The organism is Massilia alkalitolerans DSM 17462, assembly GCF_000427785.1.
GTDB classification, from domain to species: Bacteria; Pseudomonadota; Gammaproteobacteria; order Burkholderiales; family Burkholderiaceae_D; genus Telluria; species Telluria alkalitolerans.
Genome location: NZ_ATYR01000015.1, coordinates 128,359 through 147,549, shown reverse-complemented (window position 1 = coordinate 147,549; position 19,191 = coordinate 128,359). Strand labels below are relative to the sequence as shown.

Genomic DNA, 19,191 nt, shown 5'->3' with positions numbered 1-19,191 from the left:
TCGGGCACAAGGAGAAGATATGAGTGGGAAGCGGTACACAGAGGAATTCAAGATCGCAGCGGTCAAGCAGGTGGCGCAGGGCGGTCACCCGGCGAGCGAAGTTGCGGCTCGGCTCGGGGTAAGCATCCATAGCCTGTACGCCTGGAGGAAGCGCTATGGCGTGCCCGAGGCCGAGCGCAAGGCCGTCGATGCCCAGTCCGACGAGATGCGGCGCCTGAAGGCCGAACTCAAGCGCGTCACGGAGGAGCGTGACATATTGAAAAAGGCCGCGGCCAACTTCTGTTGTTAACCAGGTGGCCAAGGCCAAGGCTGCAGAGATCGAGGAGCAGCAGGGCTACACGCCAGGGAAGAAGGCCATGAAGGAACTGAGGGAGCGGGTGGCGGACGAGCTCCTGCCGCGCGCCTTCAGCATCAACAGCGTCGTCCACACCTGGATCGACCCGGTCAACGGCTGGATGGTGGTGGATGCGGCCAGCCCCACGAAAGCCGACGACGTGATCAAGATGCTCCTGAAGGCCGTGGACCGCATGCCGCTCGAGTCGCTGCGCGTGCAGCGCTCGCCAGTGGCCGTGATGACTGGCTGGCTGGAAGCGGACGAAGCCCCGCATGGCTTCACGATTGACCAGGACACCGAGCTGCGCGCCACCGGCGAGAGCCGCGCGGCCGTGCGCTACGTGAAGCACACGCTGGAGCCGGACGATATCCGCCGCCATATCGCCGCCGGCAAGCAATGCACGCGCCTGGCCATGACCTGGCGCGACAAGATCAGCTTCGTCCTGACCGAGGCCCTGGCCCTGAAGTCGATCAAGCCACTCGACGTAATGAAGGAAGGCGAGAGCGCTGCGCGCGATGGCCTGGAACGCTTCGACAGCGAGATGATGATGATGACCGCCGAGATGGCCCAGCTACTGGCCGATCTGGTAGAGGAGCTGGGCGGCGAAGCGAAAGCCTGATCCCAGGCGTACTGGGTGGTCACGGCGCTGGTTCGACATCGCCGCCCTCACCCGCAGCACCAACGGCGTATTGTTGCCAGAGGGAACTTTTCTTTAGTATCCTGAAGAACAGGACCGAGGGATGCTTGAGATCGTGGCGCGAGCCGAGCAACCTCGCCAGCTCGCCCAGGCCGCAGCACATCGCAGGACCTCCAAGACCTCCCTCGCGCCAGCCGAAGCAATCATATGAGCCAGATCGACACCGCAGTCACCCTCTCCCGCCGCCTCGAATCCCTGCTTGAAACGAAGTACCTGGCCACCGGGAAAGGGCTCCATGAAAAAGTATCCAGCGTCGAGGACAAGCTGCCCCTGCAGCTCGTGAAGAGCCTGCGCTACATCGCCACGATGCGAAACTCGATCGTCCACGAAGAGGGCTTTGTGATCGACGACCTGAAGGGCTTTTCCGAGCAGGGGGACGCCGCGCTGAGACAGCTGGGCGGAAAACCGATCAACAGCGCCGGGCTGCGTCGGCGAATCACTGGATGGTTGACCGACATGGTGAATGCCACGATGCTCTTCGGTGGTACCCTCAGCGGCGCGATTCTAGGCTACAAATGGATGGGAGACACCGACGGGATCGCGATCGGATACTTTATCGGCCTGTTCGCTGTGGGTGCCCTTCACCGCTTCTGGCAAAAGGCCCTGATGTTCCTGGCAGTGTACGCGGCGATCGTCTACCTCCCGAAAATCATCGACAAGCTCGCCATCACCTGACCGAGTGCGCTGGCGACGTGGCCAGGCTCCCGGCCACTTCCGCTTGCCAGTTTCCGCTATGCTGCCTTCGTGGACCAGGCCATCACCGGCGCCACGTCATCATCGTCGTACAGCGGCTCCCACCACTCCATGAATTCGGGGAAGGTATCATGCCCCAGCGCCAGGACACGCTCCGCCCATCCGCGCGGTAGGAGTGCGTGAGGCAGAAACAGGTCGACCACGATGGGCTTTCCGACCTCCATTGGCTGCTCGACCAGGACGCCGTCGCGCGTAATCAGCAGTACAGGATCTTCCTCCTGGTTGATGTAATACGGCGTGATCACCTGCACGCGGGTGGCTTCATCGTAATCGGCGTTATCGTCGATATGCAGATTCAGCCACGCGGACGCAACCAGATCCTGTGGTGAATCCGGTCCGATCCGGCAATCCCCTACCGGAACCATATCGGCGTGCAGCAGGGGCTGCCATCGGCCGTCCAGAAGAACTTCGATCGTTGGTGCTTTGCCACTCGTGCTCATTTACTTTCACTCCTGAGGAAAACATTGGCGGCGTGCCGCCGCCCTACTCTATTGCTAGTCCTGCGCTCGCGAGCGCCTGGCGCTAAGGTACGCCGCCTGGCGGATCCCGACATCAGCGCTAGGCGCCTGCGCCGCAGCAGTCAGGAACCGGCTCACGTGGTCCATGAAAGCCTCAAGGGTATAGCACACGGCCGTGTAGTAGCCAGAGGCCTGCAGCACCTCCAACCAGTCGTCCTGCTGCTCCGTGGTCTTGTTCGAGCCGACCTTGAGCTCTATGGCAAGGCCAGACCACCCGTTGTACGGCAGCGGCAGCAGGATGTCCAGCACACCCGGCTTCACGCCCATAGCCTTGAGCTTGCCGGCGGCGCCACGCGGCCGCTTGCCCCCGTTCGGTACGTGGATGATCCACTCCAGGATCGGATGGGACGGGCGCATCAGCTCGATCCATTCGAAGCAGCTGATCTGCAGGTCGTCCTCGCTGATCTTCGGCGGCCCCGCCGGGCGGGCCTTGGGCGCCTTTGCCGGCCGCGCTGGCGCCGCAGGCGGAGCGTCGACTGCCGCTGGCGCTGGTACCGGTGTTGGTGCGATCATCCGCGCCCCCGCCGGCGCCGGGCCGCCGATGCTCGTGGCCACACCTCGGGTGCGCGCCACTAGCTGCTCGAAGTCGGCCTCACCGAAACGAAGTCCGCCGCGGCTCATACCGCCGCCTTCAGGGCGTAGGCCGCCCGCACCAGTTTCGCGTGGAGCCGGGCCTGATCGTCCGTCATCAGGGACGAGACGACATCATCCGGCAACGCCTCATCGCAGACCAGATAGCCGATGTTGAGCGCGGGCGCGCCGCCGTCGACCACCCAGGTCACGCCGGCCGCGTCGGTGCCACGGCCACTCCTGGCAAACTCGAACCAGCCTTCTGCGAAGAAGAATGGCGTGCTGGGCAGCCGCAGTGGCGTTGAAAACGCGTGCAGCTGCCAGAAGCAGGGGTCGTAGAGGTCATCACCGATGCGGACGGCCCAGTGCATGGGGTACTGCCCCTGGATTGCTCGCTCGTCGCCGCGCCATCCGATATGCGCGAACCGCGTGCCGTGCTCCATATAAGCCAGTAGCTCTACACGGATGGCCTGTACGTCCTCGCCCGGATAAATCGCACGAAGCGCGGCAGCTGCAACCTTCGCCGCTCGGTGACAGGTGCCGCGCCAGGCATTGTCGCGCCCGAAGAGCGACGACATGTGCGCATCGAGCGCGGCGTCGAAGGAAGCTAGGGTTTCAATTTTCATAAAGGATGGGAGATCGCTGCGAGACCTTGTTGCGTATCGTTACCATGTTATAGCACAGCAGTCATTTCTCACAACCAACTGCGCGCGAGAAGGCCAAGGCGCTCAACCTTGAAAAGATCGTCCGAGACGGTCTAAATCAGGCGCCAGAGCAGCGGTGGGATGCGCCTTTACTTTCCACCGCGGAAGTCGTCGCTGCCGATGTAACAGGCAGTTAATGCCACAATTTTGTTGTCCAGCAAAGGGTCGAACACGATCGCGCACACTTACAAGCGCTTATAATTCAATTTTTTCGGGGACATATTTTTGAGCGACAATAATAATTCAGTGCGCCGCGTCGATGTGGCTATCGGGATCTTCTATATTCTGATGTTGGCGCCTATCTACTTTGGCATTCGCGACAGGCTTGATATTACTGATTTAAAGAACTATTTTGCTAACTGCTCTGCTGTCATCGCTGCGCTTTATGGTGGGCGCGGCGTGTTCATGAGCGAAAAGGATAATGACAAACCTGACTCCCCACAACTCTCATTTATTTATTCGTTCTTTTTCCTAGCGGTCTACGTCCTCGTCAACATTTCCCTTCTTTTTGGGAAGAAGTATTCTGATTTTGGAGACGACGTCTTTTTCTGGGCGACGTTTACAATTGGCTTTGCCTTCATTTTCATCTCTTTTCAATGTTTGTTAAACGATGGAAAGTCGGCTATTGCGCGTGCCATTCTTATTCCAGCTGCAAGTGCGTTACTTGTAATTGCGGCCGTTTCTCATTTCTCAGGAAAGCCCTGGCTCTCGGATTTGATTATTCAAGCGTTCTAAGAAGGCCGGAAAATGCATTCAGGTGCCTCGCACGTAGCCGACGGCATCTCACTGCATTTTCTGGAATCACAAAGCGGCGTCTCGCCAGCCCGATCGCGCACCGACGCTATCTGGGAGCGGCGCCCGACTCCCCTTCCTCTCCGAATCCCGCGACGACCTCCGAAAAATAGCTTGTGAGGTCGCCGGCGCTGCGCTTGCCCCAGAGCGCGACTTCCTCAACCAGCAGCTCCTGCTCGTCCTGGGTGCTGGACTCCCACTCGGCATGGTCAATACCGTGGAACTCGAGCAGATCCGCGAGCTGCACGCCTACCGTTTCCTTGCGCCCCGACTCCCGGCTTTCAAGCACGACCACGAAGTCGGGCTCACCAGATGCGCCCGGCACCTGGTCATGCGGGCGCGCCACGCTCTGTCCACGCACGACTACCGACGGGACGTTCGATTCGACCAGCTCCGCGGTGTAGGGCGTCATGTCACCCTTCGTGCGCCGCATCGACAGCGCACGCTCCAGCACAAGGCTTACTCGCTCTTCTGGCGTGGCCTCGCGCCACTGTTGTTCGTCGAGATCGTGGAAGGTGAGCACATGGCGGAGTGTGCTGGTTACTTCCCGCGCCTCGCCACTGGGCGAGACGAGGCGCACGCGAAGCTGCGGAGCTGGATCAGGCTGCGCGGCAAGCGCCTTGGCATAGTCCGCCCAGTCTTCATAACCGTTCTCGGCCGCAAGCTGCTTCAGCGCCGCCGTATGCGTCGCGGCGTGGCCGGTGCGCTTGCGCGTCTTGGCCACGTCCTTGGCCTTCCTGAGAAGCTTCTCACCCATTGTGCTTACCGGGGAGCCGGCGCGCTGTCGGAGTCGTCGGCGTCGTCAGGCTCCTCATGGGCAGCCAGTTCCTGGTCCGGGCTTGCGGCCATGCCTGGCACCGAGTTGGCCGCCATCCGGCGCATAAACGCCAGGTCGACCCGCATGCAATTCGACAGGCTGTTGATGTCAGCCGTATCCTTGTGAAACGCCACCTGTACCTTGCCCAGGGCATCATGGTCTGCCTGCTCAGCGGCATAGACGTCTTCGTTGGTCTGCGCCGAGTCCCAGGCTGCGGCGCGCGCCGCAGCGGTGGAATCGAATTCGATCAGTGCAGCGGCAGTGTGACCAAAGGTGCGCGGTTTAATTTGGGACATCGAGCTCTCCAGATATGTAGTTGCGGCGATTATCTGGAAACCCACGGGGCGTGGTTGCAACCCCAACCTGTTGGCGCCGGCCGGGAACTCGACCTTCATTTAATGCAATTTTTTTGCACCCAGTGCTCGGTAGCTCTACAATGACTGGATGCATGTCCAGTCCCTTGAAGCCTCCCCTGCTCACCTCTCCCGCCAGCCGCGCCGAATCGTGCTGCGCGTCCGAGAAGTCATGGCCAGCCGCTCGATTCGATCAGCCGCGGCACTGCGCCGGCTGCTGCTGGATGCCGGGGTGGAAATATCTGACGCGCAGCTACTGCGCATCATCGACAACAAGAGCTCCAGGGTGAACATGGACGTCGTCAGCGGCATGCTGAACGTCCTGGGCTGCACCGTGCACGAACTCATCGGCGAAGCGCCGGCACCAGACGAAGCAATAGGAGAAACGAATGCGTGACGGTGAACTTGTACTGCTGGAGCCTTCGTCAAGTGCGGTGGCCCTGGCACCTGGCGTGACGATCGACGACCTCAAGGCCATCGTCGCCTGGGTAGCCTCCAAGCGCAATTCCGAGCACACGCGGCGCGCGTTCGGCTTCGAGGCGCGGCGCTGGCTGGCCTGGCTGATGTGGTGCAAGGCAGGGCAGCCATTCACCCGATGGCTGGATAAGGCGAGCTCCCTCGACGCCGCGGCCTACGCCCAGTTCCTGGCCGGGCCAAAGGACCACGCAATTCCGCAAGCCGTGCTCAAGCGCGCGGGCCTGGAGAGGCCACCCTTCAGGGCAACGCCGCTGGCCAGCGCCAGTGTCGACCGGGCGATCAGTGCACTCAAGGCGATGTACGCCGACCTCATCGAGATGACACTGGAGGACGGCTACACGATCGAGCGTAACCCCTTCAATCGCTTCAAGGTCTCCTCGGTGATGAGCAAGGCCTCCCCGCGCAAGAAGGCGCTGACGGCCAAGGAGCGCGGCTATGTCGATGAGGCGCTGGACGAACTCAAGCGCGAGGGGCAGATCCTTGAGTATCACCAGCAAAAATGGGTGTGGACCGCACTGCTTTGGGCCGCCCTGCGCCGGCACGAGCTGGCAGCTGCCGTCGCCGGCGACGTCCACCAGGACAACGACGAGGACGGCGAGCCGACCTGGATGATCGAAATCGTCGGTAAAGGCGGCACCGTCAATACCGTGCCCTTGGCCGATCAATTCATGGATGGGATGCGCGAGTATCGCCTGGCCAGAGGACTGCCCGCACTTCCCACTGGTGACAAGGACCGGACCCCGCTGGTCCTGCCGGTGCGCGGCCCGATGCGCAATGTCCACCCCGAGACCATCAATCGCGCGATCAAGAAGCTGCTCACGCGCGCCGCCCAGATCGCTGAGGCGTCCGATAACCCGGCCGCGGTTAGCCGCCTCAACAGCTTTGCCTCGCACTGCGCCCGACATACCCAAGTCACGATGATCGTCGACGCCACGGGCGACATCACGCTCGGGCAGGAGATCGCGCGCCACGGCTCCATCACCACCACCCGCCGATATAAGGCCAAGTCGGTCTCTCGCCTCAAGCAGGCGCTGGTCGACGTCGGCTCGAAGTAAAACACCCCGACGCCGGGCGCAACCACGCCCGGCGCACTCCGGCACCATGATCGCCTGTCCACCAGTGCGATCGCCATGTACCTCGACCAGTTTCTATCCCCTTCTCCCGTCCACATCGGGCGCCACCACGATCTAGATCTCTACGCCGAAGGCCAAGGCTTTGCCCTGGCGCGGGTGCGCGACATGCTCGCAGGCGACATCGAGCGCTATACCGACTTGTGCGGCCGCACGGTGGGCCAGATCATGCCGCTACTGGACTGGAGAATTCACCAAGCCCCTTACTGCGTGACCGCATGCCGTGGTGACCAGGTCGTCGCAGCTGCCTGGGCCGGTACCGTCCGGAGCAAGCAGACGGGCGGCCTGGGCTGCAACATCTCCTACGGGGTGCGTCCCGAGGCCAGCGGAAAGGGCCTGGCCACGATTCTCAGCGCCCTGGCCTACCAGCAGTGCGTCGCCGGCGCCCCGGATCTGGAATTCGTCAACGTCCAGACCGAGGCGCACAACCTCGGCGCGCGGGCGATCGCATCCCGCCTGGCGCTGCTGCGCGCGCCTGTGTTCGATCGCGAGACCGCGTGCCGCGCGCCACGCCTGTACGTCACCTACCGCGCCCATCGAGAAGCCGTAAAGGCGCGATGCGAGGAGATCCTTGCGGCCGCCGGTGTCGTGGTGCACTGGCCCGAGGGTCGAGGGCCGACGCGCTCTTCCAGGTCGCTGGTGCAACCACGCATCGAGCTCCCGCCTAGTATCACCGCATTGTTTCAACTACCCGAAGGATCGAGAATGACCAACTCCCCTGCTCGCAGCGCAGCGGCGACTACGGCGCCGGCACCCGCGGCCATGCCCCGCACAGACCACCAGGTTCTTCGCGACGCACTGACCGGGCCCCACGGGCTCCTGCCTGGGATCGCGCTGGTTGAGCACCAGCTGGAAATCGCGAAGAAGGCAACGCCAAACGACGCCCCGTTTCCCCTCACGCCGGCCCAGGCCAACATCCATCACCAGGCGTCGTTCGCCGCCTACACGCACAGCCTGGAAATGGTATCGAGCGGGTACATCCGCGACATGCTGAGCGAATTCGGCCCGGCGCCGGCCGCGGGCGCGAGCCGGGATGCGCAGGATCGCGCGATCGCCGATCTCCTGTTCGGTCAGTGCGGTGTCGTCAGCGGCCTGGGCATCATCGAAAAGTACCTTGCGCAGGCCACGCGCGCCGATCACCTCGACTCGCCCTTCGGGATGGATGCGGAAGACGCCGTGATCTGGCATCGCGCACAGGCCAGCGCCTACCAGTACGTACTCGAGATGCTGTGCGCCGACCGGATCCGCCAGCTCGCGCCGCAGTTCACCCATCTGCTGGCGCCGCCGCCGGCCGAGACCTCCCCGTCCGACGATGACCCGGCGCCGGCGCCCGGCATGTAGGCGCTACCAACCTTGTTATCACCACGACCACACACGACAATGACCAACGCAACAAACCCGCCGACCCACTTCATCATCGCCGTCGACGCAGCAGGCCCCGATCTCGACACCTCCACCATGCGCGCCGGCTTCGAGCAAGCAATCGAAATTGGCCGCAACGAGGGCATGCTCACGCCGATTGATGACGAAACGACCCTCATCAAGTCGATTGCCGTCACCCACGCAGCCTCGCCGGCCGACGCCGTATGGCAGCTGCTGTCGCCGTCCCTGGCCGACTCACTTGAGGCACGTCGGGCGGTGGACCTGGCCGTCTCCACTGTGCTGCGCCAGCATGCGCGTGAACGCGTGTCGTTTCTGTCCGAGGACGAGCGCCAGTATCTGATCAATGGCATGGTCGGCGCGCGCCAGTCATGGGAGAAAAGTGGCGACGACACCTGGATCGCCGACGTGGTGCACTACGGTTACGACGGCTACGCTGCTGAGCCGGACGTCGGCCTGATCGAGGCGGCACTCTGCGACAATCCGATCTTCGCTCACCTCGCTGACGCCGCCGAACGCCTCGCTGTTCTCCGAGTACTAGCTACGCCAGACGTGGTCGACATGGTGTGCTCTGACGAACGGGGGAACCCGGTCCGCGACTTCGACGAGTACGATCGCAAGATCTGGGATGCGGTCGCACCCTTCACCGTCCACGGAGCGAAGATCCCGCCAGAGCAAGTGGCCGAGGCGATGCAGCTTTACGACCAGATCCGGAGTCTCTTTGTGGCGCGCCTGCAGATCGCTGATGCTCCGGAAGACGAGGCCGGCGACGACGCACCTCGAGCCTGATCAACGGCGGCGCCGGCGGCCCGGCGCGCAGTGGCGCTGGCCGGCGCCACTGCAACCACGCCATCGCACCAATGCGTACTGCCCTATAATCGCTTCATTCCAAACGCCACAACCGCCAAAGCCATGTTCTCCATCCCCGAAACCCCTCCTAACATCACCTGCGTCGACTTCGCGGTCGTGCGCGCCGGCGCGCAGCGCACCCCTGGTGCAGCTCCGGAGACAAAGCGGTTCCTCTACGACCCGGAGGAGAACATCACTGGCCTCTCGCTGAATGACCCTGGTTCCGACTTCAACCAGTACCTGCACACCCTCACCCAGGACAAGGACGTATCCGCGGCCAGCGTCTCGATCTCGTTCGATCACGGCGTGCGGCCGGTGCTGGTCGTGCCGATCAAAGGCGCTTGCCCTGACCTGAACAACATCGGCGACCTGGTCGGGATGGTGGCCGGCATGATGCATGACAGCGGCGAATTCCCGCATGCGACCGCCGAAAACGATGCGATCTACCACTTGGCGGTGCTCACCGGCCGCGCCGTCGCCCCGGCTGACTCGCCAGCGCCACGACCGTAAAACAGTAGCGGGCGCAGCTCGCGCTCACCAATAGAAAACGGGCCGAAGGAGCAATCCTTGGCCCGTTTTCTATTCGGGGGACGGTAGCAGGTCCGGCCTAAGCAAACCGCGCGCTGAGCACGTGCTCCCGCACGCCGTCGATTCGCGATGGATCAACGTCGACCAGTAGCAGTCCTTCGTGGTGCGTGCGAATGCGCTCCAGGACAGTCACGCTGCACGGGTACTCGTTTGACCCGAGCACTTCGACTGCGCCGTCGGCACCGGTGATCTCGACGGCGCCAGCCGCTGTCACAACGGTGCGCTTGATCGGCAGCCGGCCTTGACGGTGCTCCAGCACGATAAACGGGCTTCTCCCGCCGTTGTTGTACTCGAAATAATCGACCGGGGTTTTGTTCTGATTTGTGGACATGGGGCAATAGTTCCTCTGGACAACCTAATGATATATCATTAGACTCTTGTTCTGCAACTTAGCTATAAAACGAAACAACACCAAAGCACGGCTCTTCATGCAGCGAGACCAACTACACGACATCGTCCGACGCCTCGATCGCATGACCGACGCGCAGATCGCTGCGCTCACGCTGCCGAAAGAGGGGCTGAAGATAAAGACGCCGCTGGTCATCGCCGACCGGTACGAAGGGGCGACGAAGCTCCCACCTGGCCCACCCAACGGGCTTCACGTTCGCGCGGACGGCTCCTACGAAATCACGCGCGTCGCCATTGTCCGGGTTCAGCCGGACGAGTATCGCCTACTGGCCAAGGAAATGCTCAAGCGCGCCACGGTGCGCAGCCTCGCCATTGGTGCTGCATGTGGCTTGGCTGTCGCAGTCGGCGCGATTGTGGCGATGCAGCTGACACGCAACGAGCCCGATACCGCTGCCGTCGCTGTGTCGGCACCATGCCTGGTCTCGAGCACCACCGAGAGTTCGGTGCTCTGCCGCCTCGGGCAGCAAGCAGTGCCAGTCGCTGTCGGCGCCCTTTTCCCGGACGGTCAGTATCGACTCGATGCCGTGGACCCCATGCGCCGTAGCTTTACCGCAACCCGAATTACTGATCGCCAGACCATCTTGTTCCAGGCCGATCTCAATCTGTTCCCACCCAACCAGGAGTAAAACCGCAATGACCACCTCGTCCGACCTGAGCCTCGGCGCCATGCCGTCCCTCGACACGCCGCACCTGCACAAGAACCCGCCGGCGGCGCCAGCCTTCGTCCAACCGAGCGCGGGCCAGCCGAATCTTAGCGAAACGATGAACGAATCGTCCCTGAGCGAATACGTGGCCAACGGCGCCACTGCCGAGGCCCTGTGCGAGACCCTGGATATCAGCATGGCAATCGGCACCGAGGACGTCATCGAAGGCACGATCCGCATCGGCGGCAACAAGAGCCTGGTCATCCGAGGGAAAGTCATGGGCAACGTCGAGTGCGCTGGCCGCGTGCTCGTGATGCAAGGTGGTGTCGTACAGGGCAATATCCATGCCGCCTCGCTCTGGAATGAGGGCGATATCGGCGTGCAGGGCCACCCTACCACCGTCAACGTTGGCGACTTGCACCTGGGCGTCGGCTCCAAGGTCATCGGCGACTGCATCTATGACACGTTCAGCGTCGCTACCCCGAACCGTGGCGTGCGCGGCCAAATGATCCCGCGCTCGGAAGCGGACCATGCGTAACATGCGCGCCATGCCGGCCCCGTCGCGCGCTGCAATCAATATTGCAGCCTTGACCATGTTGGCGTCGTTCTCGGCTTGCTCGCACGGAAGCGAGCCTCGGATGGTGCCCTACGGCGGCGTCTTGAAGTCGCCCCTCACCGCGATCGCTGCCGGCGCCAATACTGCGCAGCTGCCGGTCGTGGTCGCCGATACCCAGGCGCCCGTCCAGCTCGCGATGGCAGTGCCGGCTGCGGCAATGCATGTGGCCAGCACCACGGCACCGGCTCCGGCGCGCATCATGCTCGCGTCGGCCCAGGTACGCCCAGAAGCCGTGGCCGCGCCAGCGCCCGCGCCCGCGCAAATGGTCAATGCACCGGATATCGCTGCTGCTCAACCTGGTGCTCCAGCACAGATTCAGGCGGCCGTTCTCATGCCGGTGGCCACGCAAACCCAACCGCCGCAAGCCACCTTCGTTGCGCCGAACCTGCAGCAGCAGGGTAGTTCAAGTTGGCCCGCCTATTTCGGCGCCGGCGTTGCAGGACTGTCCTTGATCGCACTGGTGCTTCTGCGCCGCCGTGACCGCGTCGCTACCCAGCAGCGCATGGCCCCCGAGAGCTCCAGCAGCCGAGAGGCCGAGCGCGCGCGCGACATTGAGCAGGAACAGGCCGCCGAGCGAGAGCGCGACATCGAGCGCGAAGTGACCGCACGTTTGGATCGCCAGCGCGAGGCGGAGGCTGCGGCTGCGCGCGCCGCCGCGGACGAGATCGCCGCACGGGAAGAGTTCGATCGCACGCTAACCCAAGCTTCTGTCGCGGCGGCCAACGAACAGGCCAGGTCCAACCTGCCGCCACACATCGATGAAGCGCATCGTTTGTTCGACATGCTTCACCAAGCCGAGCGCGACGTTGAGCCTTTCCTGCGGCTGCTCGACGAAGCGGCGCCGCGCGATTCCACAACACTCGCGTCCCGCGCAATCGTTGCAGCGTGGCACAATGCGATGCTCAGCACCAGGAACAGGTTGTCCGAAGTGCTGGTGCAGCATAATGCCGCGGTGGAAATGCGCGTGGTCGAACCTGCGAAGGATCTGCAAAACGCATTGAGCCGTCTGATCGACCATGCTGCGCGAATGAGTGCCCTAATGGTCAACCAGAAGCAGGAGGAGTCTGCAATCCTGCACTACTCACGCCAGTTGCCCGGTGCTCTTGTACAGCTCTTTTGGCGCGCACAGACCAGCTGCTACACGTCCTCGCTCCCGCAGCTCCCGCTAGTTCCGGACGCCCCCGTCCCATTCCTAGCAGCGTCCTCGCCATTGGATGCTTCGCCGCCAGTCGAGGAACAACATTCTGCGCGCAAGCCAACGTACACGCCCCCCCCATCGGCCGCGGCCGCCGCGATTCCAGCTCGCGCAGGCGTGACGCGTGACAAAGCACTCCAAAAAGCCATTCGTGGCGGTAGTAACAATGCCGGCAGTCGCTAAAAAGCCCTCGCCCGGCAGTTCCCCGCCGCTGCCGGGCGGGACTACCGTGGCCGCGGTGGACGAGCTCATCAGCACACCGGCTGCCGCCGCGCTGATGGGCTTGTCCGAGGCCACCCTGCGCAACTATTCCTGGTTGAATTCCCTGTCGGCCGAGGAGCGGGCTGAGCGACACCTGCAGGAGCCGCCAGCCGGCCTGCCAGTGGCCAAGCGCAGGAGCGGGCGCCTTATGTGGCCGCTTTCCGCGGTCACGATGTTCGCAGAACAGAAATCCAAGCTGCCCGAGTAATGGCTCAAGTAGATCTCTACTGGGCTGAAAAAGCGCTGGGCGAGCGCTACGTACCCGAAGACCGTCGCTGGATGCACACCCGCTACCGTGCCGCCCTGTTACTCGGCGGCGTCGCCAGTGCGCTTACGGCCGGCGCCGTGCTGGGCGCGATCGCGTACCGCCAGAGCACGGCCCCGCCACGCGTCGCCCTCGCCTCGTATCAGACCGAAGCACTTTCCCACCGGCCCGTGCCCGCGCCACTGGTCCCAGCAAGCGACGTGCCGGCGCCAGCACCACGCCCAGCGCCAGTGAAGGCGGTGGAACCGCCACCGCCGACCAGCTCGCCCGTGCCGACTGCCCTGGCGGCCGCGGTACCAGCGCCCAAGCAGAAGCTGGCGCCGCGCGCCGCTGAACCTTCCCCGGCACCTCGCGCGCCGGCATCGGCCGTCAAGGTGCAGGAACCGCCCAAGCCCGTAAAGGTCCCGGAGCCGTCGAAGCCTGTAAAGGCGCAGCCAGCTGCAGCTCTGCCGCCGGCGCCGCAAGAGAACACCAGGTCGAAGCCGCAAGAGCCCGTGAGCGCACCGCAGCCTGCGGAGCAGGTGCACGCCCAAGTAGGCCTGAGCAAGGCCGCGGGAAGCAAGCCGACCGACATCGCGAGCGGCGAGAAGCTGGGAATTCGGGAGATCCTCCCGGATGGGATCGTGATGCAGAACGGCCGCAGGATCAAAAACGGCACCTCGTTGCCCAACGGTGAGCTCCTGATGGGTACCGATGCGGCAAAAGGCATGGCAGAGACAGATCGGCGCGTGCTGGTCCTGACACCTTAGACTGCGCTGGCGCTGCCTGTCAGCGCCAGTTGCGCACGTACGGCTTCACCCTCCATACCTGGCCATCAAGGGACGATGCTGTCGCAACCACCACGCGGCCGGCGCTGCGCTTTACCAACATGCTGCCGCTGCTCTGCTCATACCTGAAGCCGATCCGCTTCAACTCGGCGGTTGAGAAGCGCTGCCGTGGCGAAGCGTAGATCTTGTCAGCCCGCGCCACCTGGACGGCTCTCCTGCCCTGCTACAGCCCTCGGATTACGCAGCATGCGCGGGTGCTTGGTCTCGAGCACGTGCTCCACCTCGAGAAGACGCGCCCTGGGCGGGATCGCTGGATGCTCGGCCGAAGGCGCGGTGCTCGTGCGGAAGTCCCCCATAAGACCGCGCAGCACGGAAAAGCTAAGCCCTGTCTCCTCGTGGAGGTTGATCAGGAGCGACGACGATACAGGGATGATCCTCTTGCGTATCTTACAGATCTGGGGAGGCTGTACACCAAGGCGCTCCGCCAGGTGGCTGTCGTGCTGCACGCCCATGATGCGGCGCAGCGTGTCGATCAGGTTGGCGGGATCATAATGTGGGTTGTTATCCATGCTCTCTTGAACGGTTTTTGCTACGGAACTGCGCCGCCACGATCGGACTATCGGAAGGCCTCGAACATGCCGTCCTCTTCTTCGTCGTCTTGTTCCTCTTCAGCGATGAAATTTTCCAGCGCGGCGGGATCATTGCAAAGAAAGATCGGGCCAGTCGCGCTGGCCAAGGCTTGCGTGAGGTGGAGAATGCTCACGCTCCGGGTCTCGACGTGCCCTTCTTGATGGCGGCCGCGATCGGCGAACCAGAAGGACGACTGGGTTACCACAAGCTCGGGACACTCCCCGCGCATGGAATCCTCGACGCCGACCGGCCCCCACATGTCAGGGGCATACGACAAGCGTACTTCGTTGAGTTGCTCCTTCTGGCACAGCGCATGCAAGCGCTTAATCTGCGCCATGAAGATGTCGCCGGCCGTGATTTTCGCGTAGGTTGGCTCGATTTCGAGCGAACCGCTCACTGTCGAATAAGCATCCAGGTACACTGCCTGTTCGGCTTTCTGCTGGTTCATTGTCACTCCCTTAAAACTGTCGACGCCCACCTGGGCAAGGAATGATTCAATCACGCCGGCCGAAACGTGGTTGCTCGGCGCGATGCCAAGTAAGCGCGGGCGTAGTGCCCGCGCCGGCTTAGCGTGTCGACGTTGCGCGCTTGTGCTGCGCCGCCAGCTCGGGCATGAAGTCCTTGTTGAGCGAAGCCTGGTAGACCGCGCCGAGCAACGCGTTTGCCTTCTCGGTGGCCAACAGGTTCTTCGACAGGAGGCTGGCCATTTGCGCCGAGATCAGGAGTTGCTCGCGCTGCAGCGTCACTTCGTCGGCGGCCCCGATCTCTTTCAGCCACTCGGGGTTTTCGTAGCGGCGCGCCGAGTCGATGTATTGCAGGTGGTGAAGCGAAACGCCTTTCGACTCCCACTCGGGCGCCGCTTTTGGCAGGTGCTGGGCCAGGTACCGAGATGCCGCGCCGCCGCCTTCCTTCATGGCTTTGAGGATCGGGATCGTAGCCGCATACGGCGTGCGGTTGCTCGTCCACTCCTCGACTGGCCGCATAGCCAGGTCAACGCGCGCCTGGAAGCTGTCGCGCAGCGCCAGGTAGCGACGACCTTCATCGGTCTGCGCCTCGATCTCGGTCAGGTCACGCAGTTGCACGGGGACCGAGATATTGCGTACATAGGCGGCCGCGGCCGCGAGTTGCTTCTCGTTGAAGGTCAGCGAGACCTTGCCCTGGTTGGCTGCGCTTTGGGCACCGTCGAAGATGGTCGAGGCGCGAATGTCTGCATCGGGCAAGCCGCTAGACACCTTAGGCGTCGAACCAGCCCAGGTACAGGCCTTTGCACGAACCGATCCACTTGCATAGGCTTCGCATGCGCCGCGCTGCGCCATGACTGCCTGCACTTCAGGTGGCGGCGCCGCCACCTCGTTGCGGGCGATGTCGACCGCCTTGTCCAAGGAAGGCGACCCAGTCTTGGGACGGAAGCTGGAACTCATACCGCGCGGCCCGAAAGCAGCGCCGTTTGCCCCACGGAAGCCTGGATTGATCTGATCGAAGTTGGGGTCAGCCAGGCCACGAGACGCATTCGCGCACGGATCAAGTGGCATCCTGGTGCGGCGCTCGAGCTCGACCGTTTGTCTGCTGCGCTCGATATCGACGTTGCGCTCAACCACGTTCTGGCTCGACTCGGCGACCTGGTTGGCAACCTTGGCCGAGTTTGCAGACAGCAGGTTTTCGATGCGCATCAAGGACTGCATGATGGTACCGAAACCGCTCGTCACGGCAGCGGTCGTGCCGTTCACTGCGGCGGTTGTCGCATTGATGAGCGGCGCGAGTACCGCAGAATCGCCCATGGCGAAGGTTGGAGTAGCGCTTACGGCCGCGAGCACCGCTGCGGCCAAGAGAGTTTTCTTAAATCGCATTGCAGACCTTACGGCAAGAGGAAGTTCTTGAGCTTGTCCCACGCATCGGCCACGTATCCGGTGGCGGATTTTGCGACGGAAGGCTCGCTCGACATGCTCGTGGACGGCTGAATCCCTCCTGAGCCTGCCCATGGGCTCGTGTTGAGCCCAGTACCGTCGAGGGCGCTGTTCACGCCGTTGAGCGCCTTCTGGCGGACATCGTTCATTTTCTGGGCCAGCTGCTGGGAGAGCTTCTGGCATGCCTGGTTCGCGAGCTTGGTGATCATGGACGCGGCACCAGGCGTCAATCCGAACGAAGTCATGTCCAGACCGGACAGCTGGTCCAGGCAGCTCGTCTTCACGGTCTGGGACGCCTGCTGGACGGAGTCGAGCACGGACGTCGACCGGTCCATCTCGATCTGGCGTACCTGCTGCTGGATCGCCTGCATGTCAGTGCGGAACTCGTTGCACGTGCCGGCTGCACCTACAGACGTACTATAGGCATAAAACAGAACAACGGTAGGTAAAAAAAAGCGGCGTTTCATTTCAAGCCTTCAAAGGGAATGCATAAGTGTCGCATGGAAACATTTCTCGCGCTACTGCCCATTCCCGGTACCCGGCTGAGGCTCGTCCGTCTCGGTTGGCGCTGCTACGCCATCGAAGCCGGCGACCTGGACGAGATCCGACAGCGTCTCAACAGTGATGCTTCTCGCCTTGAGAAGCACGTCCGGGAGCGTGTTCTTCGCACGCGCAAAACGGCGCTCGAATTCTTCTTGCGAGACGCTCTGCCCGGCGCGGAACCAGTCCATCACTCGTTGGGTGCTCGCCACATACTCGGCGCGGTAGATCTCTGATGCATGACGGACCCACACCTGCATGATGGCAGTGCGCTGGTCGTTCGACAGCGAGGGTGAGAAAGTCGTGTCGACCAGGAATGCATTCATCGCTTCTGCGAAGTCAGATTGCATGGACGCGACAATAGCCGTCTTCTTCTGCCCGTAGGTGAAAGACAGCCCTTTCGGATTCTTCAGCCTGTCGTCCACGACACCTTCGTAGAAGCGCAACGTGGCCTGGTGCATCGCCACCTGCAGGCGGGTCTGCATCGTCTCGGGCGAATCGACCTTCAGGTAGCCAATCTTGCCCATCATGAGACCGGCCGTACGCTCCTGGCTCTTGAGGAACTCGGCGTCGGAATAGACCGAGGCCACCGTGCGGACGAACTCGTCGACGCGCGCCTGCTGGTTGTCAGGATTCGATTTTTCCCAGATGGTGCCGACGATGTGCGACAGCATGGAGTTGAGCTCAACACGATCGTATGCGCGCGCCTCCGGGCTTACGCCGAGGCCGTCCGACATCACCTTGGCCAGGGCGTCGGTCGAGGCAACCATGAAGTTGAGCGCTTCCTTGCGCTCTTCCATACTGGCGTTGGTGCCGGGGCGCTGGATGATCCCCAGCATCAAGGGGCTCATGTGGTTCAGGTACCGGATCGAGACGTTCGCGTCCTTCCAGGCTGCCGAGAATCGGTCCTTGGAGTCGTCGGCCGCAGATCGGAAGTGCTGTTCGAGCACCTGCTTGACGAGGGCTTGAGCCTTGTTGGCGCCGGCCGGCGCCGCGGTTACGCTGTCAGCGGCTGCTGGAGCGGCTGGTACAGTGGCCATTGCTTCAGTTCCTTATCCTCTGCCTGTTTCAGGCTGCTGCGCTCTTCACGGGACATAGCGCGGAAGTAATTGAAAACCGGGGTGATGTCGATGATTCCAGGGATGCCCATGCCCAGGACATCACGCGCAGCTTCGCACAGCGCGGCCAGGCGCAGGCTGTCTTCCAGGATGCCGGTCGCCGGCACGGCGGCCATGAAGCACTCGCCGAACATGCCGGCACGATCAGGGAGGTACGAGAAGCCACAGTTGATCTCGGGCGTGGTCAGCGTGCGCATCAGTTTGCGCTCGGCCATGCGTCCCAGCAAGGGCATGAAGCCCTGGGCCGAGAATACCTCGTCGGCGTAGATGATCCCGCCATCGAGCCAGTACGTGGTGCGCTGGTCTTCGGGGAGGTCGTCTCGCTCGGCGGTTGCGAGCATAGCTTCCATCAGGTTCAAATCAGTTCTCCTTGTAGCCGCCGATATCAGCGAAAAATTCGTGCGGTGAGATGGGTTTCGAGCTTCACGCAGCCCGGTAGTCGGCGCTGTAGGTCACGCCGTCTTCGTCAGCCTCGTCCCAGCTGGCGAGCGACGAGCTGCTCGTCGCTGACTGCATGCCCATCGCCCGCATGAAGCGATCCAGGCTTCCGCCGGTGCGGGCCGCAGAACGCGACAGGTAAGCGCAAGCCGTTTTCAGCTCGCTTGGACGCTCCAGCAGGGCCGTCTGCAGGGCAGGAATAACCGAGGGTGAAGCGTCCACGATCTGCAGCCATGCTTCGATGTTGCGAGGGTCTTTTACCCAGGCGAGCGTTTCGTCGTAATACTCACAGTCCGGCTCGACCAGGTCACTGGCCGCATGGCCGATCATCTCGATGAACAGCAGCCCACGGCCGCGCTCGGAGAAGCCGTCGATCGGACCAGTCTCAACCAGCTCGGCGGGCACATCCTTGTCAAAATCGACCACGATTTTTGGCATGTTGT

26 protein-coding genes and 1 pseudogene are annotated in these 19,191 nt (G+C 62.9%); 14 read left to right on the top strand and 13 right to left on the bottom strand.

All coding sequences use genetic code 11. From position 1 onward, the window contains the following. Window positions 1-19 precede the first annotated feature (19 nt). The 3 genes and pseudogenes from YWC_RS0116560 to YWC_RS31660 form a co-directional block, all read left to right on the top strand. A pseudogene (locus YWC_RS0116560) lies at window positions 20-283 on the top strand (transposase); the annotation flags it as partial. Between the two features lie 10 nt (window positions 284-293). Continuing rightward, window positions 294-953, top strand: a complete 660-nt coding sequence (locus tag YWC_RS29775) for a recombination-associated protein RdgC (RefSeq protein ID WP_051306516.1) — start codon at window positions 294-296, stop codon at window positions 951-953. Window positions 954-1,178: 225 nt separating this feature from the next. Then, on the top strand, window positions 1,179-1,706 hold the full coding sequence (locus tag YWC_RS31660; RefSeq protein ID WP_051306515.1) for a hypothetical protein: 528 nt from the start codon (window positions 1,179-1,181) through the stop codon (window positions 1,704-1,706). Between the two features lie 56 nt (window positions 1,707-1,762). On the opposite strand, the gene YWC_RS0116540 is transcribed toward YWC_RS31660, so the two are convergent. Genes YWC_RS0116540 through YWC_RS0116530 form a run of 3 tightly spaced genes read right to left on the bottom strand, consistent with a single transcriptional unit; the run spans window position 1,763 to window position 3,498 of the window. Then, the gene (locus YWC_RS0116540) at window positions 1,763-2,224 is read right to left on the bottom strand and encodes a hypothetical protein (RefSeq protein WP_027866380.1); all 462 of its coding nucleotides are present in this window, start codon (window positions 2,222-2,224) and stop codon (window positions 1,763-1,765) included. 54 nt (window positions 2,225-2,278) lie between these two features. Beyond that, window positions 2,279-2,923 carry a VRR-NUC domain-containing protein gene (locus YWC_RS31655; RefSeq protein WP_084416468.1) on the bottom strand — a complete coding sequence of 215 codons (645 nt, stop codon included), beginning with the start codon at window positions 2,921-2,923 and terminating at the stop codon, window positions 2,279-2,281. After that, entirely contained in the window at window positions 2,920-3,498 is a 579-nt protein-coding gene (locus tag YWC_RS0116530) for a hypothetical protein (protein WP_027866379.1), read from the bottom strand. Before YWC_RS0116530 ends, YWC_RS31655 begins: the two co-directional genes overlap by 4 nt. 303 nt (window positions 3,499-3,801) lie before the next feature. Here YWC_RS0116530 and YWC_RS0116525 point away from each other — a divergent pair, with 303 nt between their 5' ends. Further along, on the top strand, window positions 3,802-4,311 hold the full coding sequence (locus tag YWC_RS0116525) for a hypothetical protein (RefSeq protein WP_156923762.1): 510 nt from the start codon (window positions 3,802-3,804) through the stop codon (window positions 4,309-4,311). A 106-nt stretch (window positions 4,312-4,417) separates the two neighbouring features. Here YWC_RS0116525 and YWC_RS0116520 read toward each other — a convergent pair whose 3' ends face one another. Continuing rightward, window positions 4,418-5,125 (bottom strand): hypothetical protein, encoded by a 708-nt coding sequence (locus tag YWC_RS0116520; RefSeq protein WP_027866377.1) that lies wholly within the window; start codon window positions 5,123-5,125, stop codon window positions 4,418-4,420. Between the two features lie 5 nt (window positions 5,126-5,130). Further along, window positions 5,131-5,481 (bottom strand): hypothetical protein, encoded by a 351-nt coding sequence (locus tag YWC_RS0116515; RefSeq protein ID WP_156923760.1) that lies wholly within the window; start codon window positions 5,479-5,481, stop codon window positions 5,131-5,133. 148 nt (window positions 5,482-5,629) lie between these two features. Between YWC_RS0116515 and YWC_RS29760 the strand changes: the two genes are divergently transcribed. The 5 genes from YWC_RS29760 (at window position 5,630) to YWC_RS0116490 (ending at window position 9,884) form a co-directional block, all read left to right on the top strand. Further along, window positions 5,630-5,935, top strand: a complete 306-nt coding sequence (locus YWC_RS29760; protein WP_036214703.1) for a helix-turn-helix domain-containing protein — start codon at window positions 5,630-5,632, stop codon at window positions 5,933-5,935. Next, entirely contained in the window at window positions 5,928-7,070 is a 1,143-nt protein-coding gene (locus YWC_RS0116505; RefSeq protein WP_027866374.1) for a tyrosine-type recombinase/integrase, read from the top strand. Before YWC_RS29760 ends, YWC_RS0116505 begins: the two co-directional genes overlap by 8 nt. 75 nt (window positions 7,071-7,145) lie before the next feature. After that, the gene (locus tag YWC_RS0116500) at window positions 7,146-8,486 is read left to right on the top strand and encodes a GNAT family N-acetyltransferase (RefSeq protein ID WP_027866373.1); all 1,341 of its coding nucleotides are present in this window, start codon (window positions 7,146-7,148) and stop codon (window positions 8,484-8,486) included. A gap of 39 nt (window positions 8,487-8,525) precedes the next feature. Then, complete coding sequence (locus YWC_RS0116495) at window positions 8,526-9,314, top strand: hypothetical protein (protein WP_027866372.1); 789 nt, start codon at window positions 8,526-8,528, stop codon at window positions 9,312-9,314. 123 nt (window positions 9,315-9,437) lie between these two features. Then, entirely contained in the window at window positions 9,438-9,884 is a 447-nt protein-coding gene (locus YWC_RS0116490; protein WP_027866371.1) for a hypothetical protein, read from the top strand. 97 nt (window positions 9,885-9,981) lie between these two features. Here YWC_RS0116490 and YWC_RS0116485 read toward each other — a convergent pair whose 3' ends face one another. Then, window positions 9,982-10,293 (bottom strand): hypothetical protein, encoded by a 312-nt coding sequence (locus YWC_RS0116485; protein WP_027866370.1) that lies wholly within the window; start codon window positions 10,291-10,293, stop codon window positions 9,982-9,984. A 97-nt stretch (window positions 10,294-10,390) separates the two neighbouring features. Here YWC_RS0116485 and YWC_RS0116480 point away from each other — a divergent pair, with 97 nt between their 5' ends. The 5 genes from YWC_RS0116480 to YWC_RS31650 are packed head-to-tail and all read left to right on the top strand — an operon-like array spanning window position 10,391 to window position 14,100. Continuing rightward, entirely contained in the window at window positions 10,391-10,996 is a 606-nt protein-coding gene (locus YWC_RS0116480; protein WP_027866369.1) for a hypothetical protein, read from the top strand. Between the two features lie 7 nt (window positions 10,997-11,003). After that, on the top strand, window positions 11,004-11,552 hold the full coding sequence (locus YWC_RS0116475; protein WP_027866368.1) for a bactofilin family protein: 549 nt from the start codon (window positions 11,004-11,006) through the stop codon (window positions 11,550-11,552). Continuing rightward, window positions 11,545-13,008, top strand: coding sequence for a hypothetical protein (locus YWC_RS0116470; RefSeq protein ID WP_027866367.1), 1,464 nt, complete (start codon window positions 11,545-11,547; stop codon window positions 13,006-13,008). The genes YWC_RS0116475 and YWC_RS0116470 overlap by 8 nt, the downstream gene beginning before the upstream one ends. Then, entirely contained in the window at window positions 12,992-13,294 is a 303-nt protein-coding gene (locus tag YWC_RS0116465) for a hypothetical protein (RefSeq protein WP_027866366.1), read from the top strand. Before YWC_RS0116470 ends, YWC_RS0116465 begins: the two co-directional genes overlap by 17 nt. Further along, window positions 13,294-14,100 (top strand): hypothetical protein, encoded by an 807-nt coding sequence (locus YWC_RS31650; RefSeq protein WP_027866365.1) that lies wholly within the window; start codon window positions 13,294-13,296, stop codon window positions 14,098-14,100. Before YWC_RS0116465 ends, YWC_RS31650 begins: the two co-directional genes overlap by 1 nt. A gap of 206 nt (window positions 14,101-14,306) precedes the next feature. On the opposite strand, the gene YWC_RS33570 is transcribed toward YWC_RS31650, so the two are convergent. The 7 genes from YWC_RS33570 to YWC_RS0116420 all read right to left on the bottom strand — a co-directional run bounded on the left by YWC_RS33570 (window position 14,307) and on the right by YWC_RS0116420 (window position 19,186). Beyond that, window positions 14,307-14,687 carry a hypothetical protein gene (locus YWC_RS33570; RefSeq protein WP_211238979.1) on the bottom strand — a complete coding sequence of 127 codons (381 nt, stop codon included), beginning with the start codon at window positions 14,685-14,687 and terminating at the stop codon, window positions 14,307-14,309. A gap of 47 nt (window positions 14,688-14,734) precedes the next feature. Next, window positions 14,735-15,196, bottom strand: coding sequence for a hypothetical protein (locus YWC_RS0116445; RefSeq protein ID WP_156923758.1), 462 nt, complete (start codon window positions 15,194-15,196; stop codon window positions 14,735-14,737). A gap of 118 nt (window positions 15,197-15,314) precedes the next feature. Continuing rightward, window positions 15,315-16,574: a conjugal transfer protein TraW family protein gene (locus YWC_RS0116440; RefSeq protein ID WP_156923756.1), complete on the bottom strand. Its 1,260-nt coding sequence runs from the start codon at window positions 16,572-16,574 to the stop codon at window positions 15,315-15,317. Between the two features lie 29 nt (window positions 16,575-16,603). Beyond that, on the bottom strand, window positions 16,604-17,119 hold the full coding sequence (locus YWC_RS0116435) for a hypothetical protein (protein ID WP_027866361.1): 516 nt from the start codon (window positions 17,117-17,119) through the stop codon (window positions 16,604-16,606). A 51-nt stretch (window positions 17,120-17,170) separates the two neighbouring features. Then, window positions 17,171-18,232 carry a hypothetical protein gene (locus tag YWC_RS0116430; protein WP_027866360.1) on the bottom strand — a complete coding sequence of 354 codons (1,062 nt, stop codon included), beginning with the start codon at window positions 18,230-18,232 and terminating at the stop codon, window positions 17,171-17,173. Next, complete coding sequence (locus tag YWC_RS0116425) at window positions 18,190-18,669, bottom strand: hypothetical protein (protein WP_027866359.1); 480 nt, start codon at window positions 18,667-18,669, stop codon at window positions 18,190-18,192. The genes YWC_RS0116430 and YWC_RS0116425 overlap by 43 nt, the downstream gene beginning before the upstream one ends. A gap of 64 nt (window positions 18,670-18,733) precedes the next feature. Then, the gene (locus YWC_RS0116420) at window positions 18,734-19,186 is read right to left on the bottom strand and encodes a hypothetical protein (protein ID WP_027866358.1); all 453 of its coding nucleotides are present in this window, start codon (window positions 19,184-19,186) and stop codon (window positions 18,734-18,736) included. Window positions 19,187-19,191: the final 5 nt, after the last annotated feature.

Excerpts from the sequence above, each read along its gene's own strand:
- YWC_RS31660 (WP_051306515.1), top strand. The coding sequence starts at position 1,179 with ATGAGCCAGATCGACACCGCAGTCACCCTCTCCCGCCGCCTCGAATCC.
- YWC_RS0116540 (WP_027866380.1), bottom strand. The coding sequence starts at position 2,224 with ATGAGCACGAGTGGCAAAGCACCAACGATCGAAGTTCTTCTGGACGGC.
- YWC_RS31655 (WP_084416468.1), bottom strand. The coding sequence starts at position 2,923 with ATGAGCCGCGGCGGACTTCGTTTCGGTGAGGCCGACTTCGAGCAGCTA.
- YWC_RS0116530 (WP_027866379.1), bottom strand. The coding sequence starts at position 3,498 with ATGAAAATTGAAACCCTAGCTTCCTTCGACGCCGCGCTCGATGCGCAC.
- YWC_RS0116520 (WP_027866377.1), bottom strand. The coding sequence starts at position 5,125 with ATGGGTGAGAAGCTTCTCAGGAAGGCCAAGGACGTGGCCAAGACGCGC.
- YWC_RS0116515 (WP_156923760.1), bottom strand. The coding sequence starts at position 5,481 with ATGTCCCAAATTAAACCGCGCACCTTTGGTCACACTGCCGCTGCACTG.
- YWC_RS29760 (WP_036214703.1), top strand. The coding sequence starts at position 5,630 with ATGCATGTCCAGTCCCTTGAAGCCTCCCCTGCTCACCTCTCCCGCCAG.
- YWC_RS0116505 (WP_027866374.1), top strand. The coding sequence starts at position 5,928 with ATGCGTGACGGTGAACTTGTACTGCTGGAGCCTTCGTCAAGTGCGGTG.
- YWC_RS0116500 (WP_027866373.1), top strand. The coding sequence starts at position 7,146 with ATGTACCTCGACCAGTTTCTATCCCCTTCTCCCGTCCACATCGGGCGC.
- YWC_RS0116495 (WP_027866372.1), top strand. The coding sequence starts at position 8,526 with ATGACCAACGCAACAAACCCGCCGACCCACTTCATCATCGCCGTCGAC.
- YWC_RS0116490 (WP_027866371.1), top strand. The coding sequence starts at position 9,438 with ATGTTCTCCATCCCCGAAACCCCTCCTAACATCACCTGCGTCGACTTC.
- YWC_RS0116485 (WP_027866370.1), bottom strand. The coding sequence starts at position 10,293 with ATGTCCACAAATCAGAACAAAACCCCGGTCGATTATTTCGAGTACAAC.
- YWC_RS0116480 (WP_027866369.1), top strand. The coding sequence starts at position 10,391 with ATGCAGCGAGACCAACTACACGACATCGTCCGACGCCTCGATCGCATG.
- YWC_RS0116475 (WP_027866368.1), top strand. The coding sequence starts at position 11,004 with ATGACCACCTCGTCCGACCTGAGCCTCGGCGCCATGCCGTCCCTCGAC.
- YWC_RS0116470 (WP_027866367.1), top strand. The coding sequence starts at position 11,545 with ATGCGTAACATGCGCGCCATGCCGGCCCCGTCGCGCGCTGCAATCAAT.
- YWC_RS0116465 (WP_027866366.1), top strand. The coding sequence starts at position 12,992 with ATGCCGGCAGTCGCTAAAAAGCCCTCGCCCGGCAGTTCCCCGCCGCTG.
- YWC_RS31650 (WP_027866365.1), top strand. The coding sequence starts at position 13,294 with ATGGCTCAAGTAGATCTCTACTGGGCTGAAAAAGCGCTGGGCGAGCGC.
- YWC_RS33570 (WP_211238979.1), bottom strand. The coding sequence starts at position 14,687 with ATGGATAACAACCCACATTATGATCCCGCCAACCTGATCGACACGCTG.
- YWC_RS0116445 (WP_156923758.1), bottom strand. The coding sequence starts at position 15,196 with ATGAACCAGCAGAAAGCCGAACAGGCAGTGTACCTGGATGCTTATTCG.
- YWC_RS0116435 (WP_027866361.1), bottom strand. The coding sequence starts at position 17,119 with ATGAAACGCCGCTTTTTTTTACCTACCGTTGTTCTGTTTTATGCCTAT.
- YWC_RS0116430 (WP_027866360.1), bottom strand. The coding sequence starts at position 18,232 with ATGGCCACTGTACCAGCCGCTCCAGCAGCCGCTGACAGCGTAACCGCG.
- YWC_RS0116420 (WP_027866358.1), bottom strand. The coding sequence starts at position 19,186 with ATGCCAAAAATCGTGGTCGATTTTGACAAGGATGTGCCCGCCGAGCTG.